The following is a 7,213-nucleotide window of genomic DNA, read 5'->3' on the forward strand; positions in this document are numbered from 1 at the left end:
CAAAAAGCGACTTTGCGGACCTCCTCGACGGCGACGACGTGGGATATGGGGGCGGTTTTGCGTCCCTCTGGGGTAACTGGGTGAAAGGCTCCGGTGACCGCCCGAACACGCTCGACACGCTCCCCGGTGTTGAGCTCCGGGGCGACGACTACGTTTTTGAGGTGGATCCATGAGCCGAGCGACGGACGCCGACGCGAGCACGCCCGCGCCGACCGCCCTCGACGACGCCCTCGCTCGGTGGGACCCGTCGACCGGGATCGACGCCGAGGTGACGCGCGCACAGACACGCCGGGCCGCCGAGTACCTCGCGACGACGGGCGACCGGCTCCGGCGGACGGACCTCGTCGACGCCCTCGCGGACGGGACCACGCTCGACAGGGCGAGCTGGTTGGGGCGAGCGGTCGACCCCGGCCTCCGGCGGCTCGCCGACGCCGACCTCGTCGAGTATCGGGCCGTCGACGACACGTATCGGTGGAGCGTCGAGGTGGAACCGTGACCCGCGACGACGACGCGGACCGCGAGGAGGACGCCGGCGACGGTCCCGACCCCGTCCCGGACACGGACCCGCGACATATCGATCCGGCTGGGGACCTCGCGGACGCCGTCGAGAGCGGCGACCTCGACCTATCGCTCGCCGACGACCAGGACGCCGAGGACCTCCGGGCGTTCGTCGACGCCGCCGAGCGGGGGGAGCTCGGGCCGGTCGATCCCGGACTTGAGGCACAGGTTCGGATCGCCCGCGCGCTCCTCGACGATCTCGAGGGAGGGGGCGGGGACTACGAGTAACGACGACACACGCAAAGAGCTTCGATCCCCCTACGCCGAGGATTCGCTCTCGGGAGTCTCTCTCCACCGCCTTGAGAGCAATTGAAAACCCCCGATAAAGACCGCTTGAACGATCGCCCCAACTATGAGGACAAGCCCGACGTAAGTATCGTTCACCGTATCACCGAGTATCATGTAGTACGGGACGCCCAAAACATAGAGAACGGCGATTACCGCGCCGACGCCGCTGATCAATTCGGTGGTTCTCCTTCGAGGAAAGAAACCGACGACGGAACCCCCGAGAGAGACATACGCAAAAGACGTATAGAGGACCACGTAAAGCGATTCTCTCGTCCCCCATAGCGGTAGATATCGGAAAACGAGAGACACAAAGGCCAATCCGAAAACCCCTGCTCCGATGCCAATAGCGGCGTATACCCCCCGTCGAAAAGCGCCCATTATGATAGATGTATCATAGGTTTTGAAAGACCTTCTGGGTTTGAGGTGTGCCGTCGTATCTCGCCCACAAACATTACCGAGCGTCACTAACTAACAGATCTCTGATGTAGTAATCATGTATACACACGTATCTGCGAGAGATACGTATACCGAGTTATAAGGCGCTATAGTAATTGAATTCTAATTATTGGGTATCCCTCAGAGGGATACACCTATCACCCGGTCGGAAACGTTTATCCCCCAGGGTCCCGAACGCTTATGTGACGTATGGATCGAACCAGTATAACCCTCGGCTCGGGGACGCGGAACGACCTTCGGGAGTACAAGCACGATCGCGACCTCCCGAACTACGACGCGGCGATCCGCGAACTCCTCGGGCGCGAGGAGGTAACGGCGTGACTCCCTCAGATGAGGCGACGCACTCGGATTGGGTGCCTTTTTAGGGGATACCGCCGTCTATGGGACAGATAGAAACGAACGACGCCGGGAGCGCACGGAGTCTGCCAGGACTTCGCTCCTATCGGCGTCGAAAGGGTTTGCGGGACGAAGGCGCGGATGGGCCTTCTACCTGGACATACGGGGTCCGGGTACATATGGCTTTACTGTCGCCGCGCTCGTCCCCGCCTCGCCCCCGCACCGGGCGACAAGAGCGCACGAATGTACACACGACGCGACGACACCGGACGAATCGACGATGAATATGACGCCCCGACGCCGTCGAGAGACGCCGCCGGCGTAACCTACACCGACACCGCGAGCTTTGCGGCCGTCGACCTCCGGGACCCACCGGCGACCGCGTCAGAGCTGTGGCGCGCGCTTGTCGACCCGTGGGACGGCGCGGGACTAAGCCGCCCGCTCGTCGTCGCCGTCCGCCAGCTCGTTGCCGGAGAGACGCGACCGGACGCACGGACCATCCTCCGGGAGACGGTCGGGGAGGACGCGCTCGACGGCGCGCTCGCGGACGTTCTATTATCGCTCGCGACGGACACGTCCGGGGATCGGTTTTGGGACGCGCTCGCGAGACTTCCATCACTCGGAAGCGGTCGACCCCTGGGGTTCCGGTCGGACCTCGAGGACGCCCGCGCGGCGGCTCGCGTTCTTGAAGCGGTTGATGTGACGCCGACGGTCGCGATCGCCCTTCCCGACGGGTTTCGTGACCGGGACCGATCGACGCGGTCGGCATGGTGTCGACTCGTCGCCGCTCTGGGACGCGGGGCCGACGTTCGTCTTGTGTGCTCGCGGGTCGATCGGGCATGGCTCGCCGAGTACCACCGCGACGACCTCCCCGGCGTTAGTGACGCCCGGAGTTCACGCCGTGACGCCGCCCCCCTCGCAGACGCTCGCGACGCCGTCGGTGTCGGCTCGCGAGCGGAGCGGGTGCTTACCACCGTCGCGGACACGGACACCGAGACGGTCGCCTACACGCGCCTATACGCCGCGTTCTCTGTCGGCCGGTCGCGGGTCCGCCAAGTGCTCGCCGACCTCGCGGACGCTGGGCTCGTCGAGCGGTACGGGTCCGACGGCGAGCGGCGGGTCGAGTTGACCGCGACCGGTCGCCAGTTTGTGACCGAGGAAATCGCCCGACAGAGACGCCTTTCGGACCGCGTTAGCGAATCTGGAAAGTTCTACAACAATAGGCGTGTTACCCCGCGTACACACGGGGAGGGGGAGGACCACGAGGACACCGCCCCGCCGGACCGCCCCGACCGCCACCGGCTCCCGACGCCGCACGAACGCCGCTATATGGACCGCTCGACGGCCGCCGCCGCCCTGGGATCGGCGGTCGAAGGTGGGGTAAACCTCCTCAACTACCCGATCGACGCACAAAAGGACCGAGCGGAAGGACGCTGGTACACCGAGGACGGCCGGCTCGTCGTTTCCGCCGAGGGGGATAACCCCCTATCGTTGTGGGTGACGCTGGCGTTAACGCTGGCGTCGCCGAGGACGTTCGATCAGGTGCTTACCCGGAGTACACTCGACGAGCACGGGGTCTTGTCGATGCTTGAGGACGCGAGGACGATCCCGCGGGATATGCGACAAATCGGGTGGCTGGGGGAGGACGTGACCGATTACGACGACCTCCGGCGGGCGTTCCTCGACGCGGCGGCCGACCTTGAGGACCGGACGGGCGACCTCGATGATGTTGACGACGACGAGGAACTCGCGCTTCGGACAGAGATCTTGAAAAAGGCGCTCGGGCTCGCCGGATCCATGACCCACCTCCTCGACCTCGCGGATGTTGACCTCGTCCGGCTCGTCCGACTCCCCGAGTTCTCCCGGCGGTTCGACGCCGACGGCGACCGAGCGGCCGCTCTGTGGAAGACGATCGCCATCGGGTCGACGATCGGGAGCCGGTACGGACACCACGCCGCATATCGCCAGCTGTTCGAGGACCGCGAGGGGAAGCGTCGCCAGGCGTTCGAGCCGACCGTCGACGCGGCGGACCCCGTCGCCCGTCCCGTGGGATCGTGGGTGCTCGCCGGTGACTTTAGGGGCCGGACGGACGCCGTCGCGGACGGCCTTCGGGACGCGTTCGACGGGTTCGATCCCCATGAGGACGCCCCGGAGATACAGGTACGGACCACGGTTCGAACGGACCCGACCCGCCGCCAGGTAACCGAGACGGCGCGGCGGATACTCGACGCGAAAGACCTCCGGGTGACGCCCGAAGCGGTGTCGGTCCTTCACGGGCTGGCACGGACGCCGCTCGACGTGGCCGACGCACTTCACGCCCTGGCGGGGGAGAACGACGGCCGACGGATCGACGCCGCCGAGGTACGGTACGCTCTGGGGACGGTGGATCCGGGCCGCTTACTCCGGGGGTTCGACGGCCGAAAGACGACTCCTCGACGACTCATATCCGCCCTACTCCGGGCCGACGCGCCGATCCGGGGCGACGAGCTCGATGAGCGGGCGGACGTGTCGACGCGGTCCCGTCGCGAGCACCTGGCGGACCTCGTCGTCCTCGAGCTCGTCGAGGAGACGGACGCGGGCTATCGGCTCTGCCTTTCGTTCGGTGACACGGACGGCGACGACGGCGAGCGGTACACGGATCGGTGGCCGACGTGGGTCGCGGACCCGACGGTGTCGCCGTCGATCCACGCCGCCGCAAAGGCCCTTCGGGTCGGTCGCGAGCACCACGGACCGGGTGACGCCGTCACGTTGCCGGGCTGGCCGTATACGGGCGTCACGGACCCGCCGGACCTTCGGGACCTCTCGACACCGTGGCCGTGGCTCGACGCCGTCCTCCCGGCGTTGTGGGGTGTCGCGACCGCCACCGAGTACGCCGACGATCCGGGTGTCGTTCCGCCGTCGACGACGCGGACGGTGACCGCCGGGCCGACTCTCGAGCAAGTCCCGGTCGACGCCGCGACCGACACGCGGGGCGGGGCGGCACCATGACCGACCGATATCTCGAAACAACCCCATGGAGGAAGGGAAAGACCCCCGATTTTCCTTACGATTTATGAAGAAATAGCCCTGAAATGTAGTATGTCGACGACTGATTCTGCCAGCGATCCGACGCCGGTCGAGGACGCTCGCGACGCGCTCCAGGAGTCGGTCCCGAAAGCGGCCGAAACGCTCGGCGACCTCCTCGATGCCGACGACGAGCGGGTTCGGATCCGCGCGGCCGAGGCGATCCTCGACCGCGCTGGCCTCACAAAAGCAAAGTCGTATTCGACGAAAGAGGCACAGGTACACATCGGCGGGGGCGAATACTCCGGTCGGGGATTGAATCGCACGGACCCGCTGGAGGACGGCGACGACCTCGACGACCTCGACGACCTACTGTAACGATGGGTGGGTTCGGCTCCGGGCGGCGGGAGTACGCGACGACGCCGACCGTCGAGGCGTGTTATCAGCTCGACGCCGACCATCTAACCAACGGTGTCGACCACCCTGGGAACGCTTACGCGACGAAACGCTGGGATCCGCCCCGACACGCGACGGTCGACCTCACGGTACACTTTGTAGGTATCGACGACGCCGATCGCGTGACACACGTCCGATTAGAGTACACGGTCGACCCGCCCGCTCAAGATCGTTTCGAGGAGGAGCACCCGGTCCCGGTCGAGTACACCGAGCCGAACTTTGGCGGTGTTCGTCCCTGGTTTCGGTGTCCGGGAATAATCGACGGTGAGACGTGTCACGATCGGGTTCGGAAATTGTACCTCCCACCTGGGGGGCGGTACTGGTTATGTCGAGAGTGTTACGACCTCGGGTATCGCTCCTCGAGGACCTCGGGGAACGAACTTGAACGTGCCGAGCAACGATACCGAAAAGCGTTCGCGAAAGCCGACGCCGAGAACCGACGGCCGCACCCGAATAACGCTCCGTACCTCCCTGATCGACCGAAGGGGATGCACCAGGACACGTTCGCCGACCTCGTCGAGGAGGTTCGGGAAGCGGATCGGGAATGGGGCCGTCGGATGAACGAACGAGTACGGGACTTCCTCGCCGATACTGAAACCGGAGCGGAACACGCGGCGGGAGCCTTCGGATACACCGATCGGTAACCGGTCGGTACACCGGCACTTACCTACTTAAGTTGAATCTCGCGCGACTCGGTGTATGGTCAACCTGACCATCAGCCAATTCGTCGCATCGAACGTTGAGGCGGTGATCCTCGGCGGAATACTGGGATTAGTGATAGTCGGTATCAGGATCGGGCTCTCCAGTTAATCCCCGAGAGAAAGGGCCGCAACACTATCCGTCCGGTCCCACAGATTCGGATAACACCTTTGGTCCCGAATAGTGACCCCAGTACGCCCGCGCCGGCGGACGCTGACCCCGACGCCGTCCCGCGTGTTCGATCCGATACCTAAGACTGGGGAAACGTGTCTGACGCGGATCGACGCCGGGACGTGTCGGAAACGGGACCGTTACGGGACCTCCCCGCTCGCCCGACGGGAGAGTTTTGCCGGAGCTACGCGCTCGCGCGCGACGGCGCTCCGGAAATCAAAAGAAGCGGCTGGGGCGGTTATTCGTCGACGCCGTCGCACCCGTCCCGGTGGGTCGCGTGGCGCGTGTCGCCGGCGAGGACCTCGACACCGCACCCGGTACACCGAACGAACCGGACGCCGGTCGGCTCGCCGTAGCGGTCGTATTCAGTAAACGGACCCTTCCACCGAGGACCCTCCTCGACGACGGTCGCGTGTTCGGTATCGGTACGCCCTTCGGGCTGGGTTTCGTATACGGACATGGTCTTTCACTCCCGAAGGACCGGCTCGCGTGTTCCAAGCACGCGGGCGTTTCAACACGCCGAGGAGCCCGTCCTTCTTACTACTACCTTAGAAGGCACTAACCATAAACCCACCGACTAAGACCTATACCGTTCGTATTCTTGTGTTAAACCCTTAGAAGGAATACCTTTTAGGGAGTTAACACCGTAGTAGGCACTAATGCCTGAAAGTAGCAACACGGGTGGGCGAAAGCCGAGGGTTTCCGATCGGGACCTCCTCGACGTGTTTCGGTCGACGGCCGACCCCGTCCTTTCGACGGCGGAAGTGGCGGACGCCGTCCCGATCAAACGCCGAGGAGTGTTGAACCGGCTCCGGGACCTCGAGGACGCCGGCGAGCTGGCGAGCAAACAGATAGGCGGGCGAAACACGGTATGGTGGATCCTCGACGGGGGCGACGCCGACACGTTCGACGCCGAGGAGCTTCACGGCGACCCGTCGACGACCCTCGCCGGCGAGAGCGGCGAGAGCGACGCGAGAGCGGACGCCGTCGACGACGCGACCGACGGGCCGGCCGACCCGCCGGCGGACGCACACGGCGCGGACGCGGCCGCCGAGGAGGACGCCCTCGACACGGCTCGCGAGCGGGTCGACGAGCTGGACCTCGCCGGGAGCGGGGCGGACTACGACCGCCGTCGCGACGCCGTCCTCAAGATGTATCGATACCTCCGGGAGCGACCGGGCGAGCGGGTTTCAAAAAGCGACTTTGCGGACCTCCTCGACGGCGACGACGTGGGATATGGGGGCGG

At 65.3% G+C, this 7,213-nt stretch carries 9 protein-coding genes; 7 read left to right on the top strand and 2 right to left on the bottom strand.

Features of this window, described 5'->3' with window-relative positions; all coding sequences use genetic code 11:
* Positions 1 to 169: 169 nt before the first annotated feature.
* Both DQW50_RS17410 and DQW50_RS17415 read left to right on the top strand, forming a co-directional pair.
* On the top strand, positions 170 to 496 hold the full coding sequence (locus tag DQW50_RS17410; RefSeq protein ID WP_112080519.1) for a hypothetical protein: 327 nt from the start codon (positions 170 to 172) through the stop codon (positions 494 to 496).
* Positions 493 to 786, top strand: a complete 294-nt coding sequence (locus DQW50_RS17415; RefSeq protein ID WP_112080520.1) for a hypothetical protein — start codon at positions 493 to 495, stop codon at positions 784 to 786. The genes DQW50_RS17410 and DQW50_RS17415 overlap by 4 nt, the downstream gene beginning before the upstream one ends.
* A gap of 30 nt (positions 787 to 816) precedes the next feature.
* Here DQW50_RS17415 and DQW50_RS17420 read toward each other — a convergent pair whose 3' ends face one another.
* Positions 817 to 1,224, bottom strand: a complete 408-nt coding sequence (locus DQW50_RS17420) for a hypothetical protein (RefSeq protein WP_112080521.1) — start codon at positions 1,222 to 1,224, stop codon at positions 817 to 819.
* Between the two features lie 267 nt (positions 1,225 to 1,491).
* Between DQW50_RS17420 and DQW50_RS18695 the strand changes: the two genes are divergently transcribed.
* The 4 genes from DQW50_RS18695 (at position 1,492) to DQW50_RS17435 (ending at position 5,741) form a co-directional block, all read left to right on the top strand.
* Positions 1,492 to 1,623 carry a hypothetical protein gene (locus DQW50_RS18695; protein WP_255417662.1) on the top strand — a complete coding sequence of 44 codons (132 nt, stop codon included), beginning with the start codon at positions 1,492 to 1,494 and terminating at the stop codon, positions 1,621 to 1,623.
* A gap of 258 nt (positions 1,624 to 1,881) precedes the next feature.
* A complete protein-coding gene (locus DQW50_RS17425) occupies positions 1,882 to 4,626 on the top strand; it encodes a hypothetical protein (protein ID WP_112080522.1) in 2,745 nt (914 codons plus the stop codon).
* A gap of 90 nt (positions 4,627 to 4,716) precedes the next feature.
* Complete coding sequence (locus tag DQW50_RS17430; RefSeq protein ID WP_112080523.1) at positions 4,717 to 5,019, top strand: hypothetical protein; 303 nt, start codon at positions 4,717 to 4,719, stop codon at positions 5,017 to 5,019.
* 2 nt (positions 5,020 to 5,021) lie between these two features.
* Positions 5,022 to 5,741 carry a hypothetical protein gene (locus DQW50_RS17435; protein WP_112080524.1) on the top strand — a complete coding sequence of 240 codons (720 nt, stop codon included), beginning with the start codon at positions 5,022 to 5,024 and terminating at the stop codon, positions 5,739 to 5,741.
* 464 nt (positions 5,742 to 6,205) lie between these two features.
* On the opposite strand, the gene DQW50_RS17440 is transcribed toward DQW50_RS17435, so the two are convergent.
* Positions 6,206 to 6,427 (bottom strand): hypothetical protein, encoded by a 222-nt coding sequence (locus tag DQW50_RS17440; protein WP_112080525.1) that lies wholly within the window; start codon positions 6,425 to 6,427, stop codon positions 6,206 to 6,208.
* 199 nt (positions 6,428 to 6,626) lie between these two features.
* Here DQW50_RS17440 and DQW50_RS18285 point away from each other — a divergent pair.
* A partial coding sequence (locus tag DQW50_RS18285) for a hypothetical protein (protein WP_198664721.1) occupies positions 6,627 to 7,213 on the top strand: 587 nt, incomplete at its 3' end.

It is taken from the genome of Halorubrum sp. 48-1-W, assembly GCF_003287355.1.
Classification (GTDB): Archaea; Halobacteriota; Halobacteria; order Halobacteriales; family Haloferacaceae; genus Halorubrum.

What these genes read in the sequence shown, in the direction of transcription:
- DQW50_RS17425 (WP_112080522.1), top strand. Translation starts at nt 1,882, where the DNA reads ATGTACACACGACGCGACGACACCGGACGAATCGACGATGAATATGAC.
- DQW50_RS18695 (WP_255417662.1), top strand. Translation starts at nt 1,492, where the DNA reads ATGGATCGAACCAGTATAACCCTCGGCTCGGGGACGCGGAACGACCTT.
- DQW50_RS17410 (WP_112080519.1), top strand. Translation starts at nt 170, where the DNA reads ATGAGCCGAGCGACGGACGCCGACGCGAGCACGCCCGCGCCGACCGCC.
- DQW50_RS17430 (WP_112080523.1), top strand. Translation starts at nt 4,717, where the DNA reads ATGTCGACGACTGATTCTGCCAGCGATCCGACGCCGGTCGAGGACGCT.
- DQW50_RS17435 (WP_112080524.1), top strand. Translation starts at nt 5,022, where the DNA reads ATGGGTGGGTTCGGCTCCGGGCGGCGGGAGTACGCGACGACGCCGACC.
- DQW50_RS17440 (WP_112080525.1), bottom strand. Translation starts at nt 6,427, where the DNA reads ATGTCCGTATACGAAACCCAGCCCGAAGGGCGTACCGATACCGAACAC.
- DQW50_RS17420 (WP_112080521.1), bottom strand. Translation starts at nt 1,224, where the DNA reads ATGGGCGCTTTTCGACGGGGGGTATACGCCGCTATTGGCATCGGAGCA.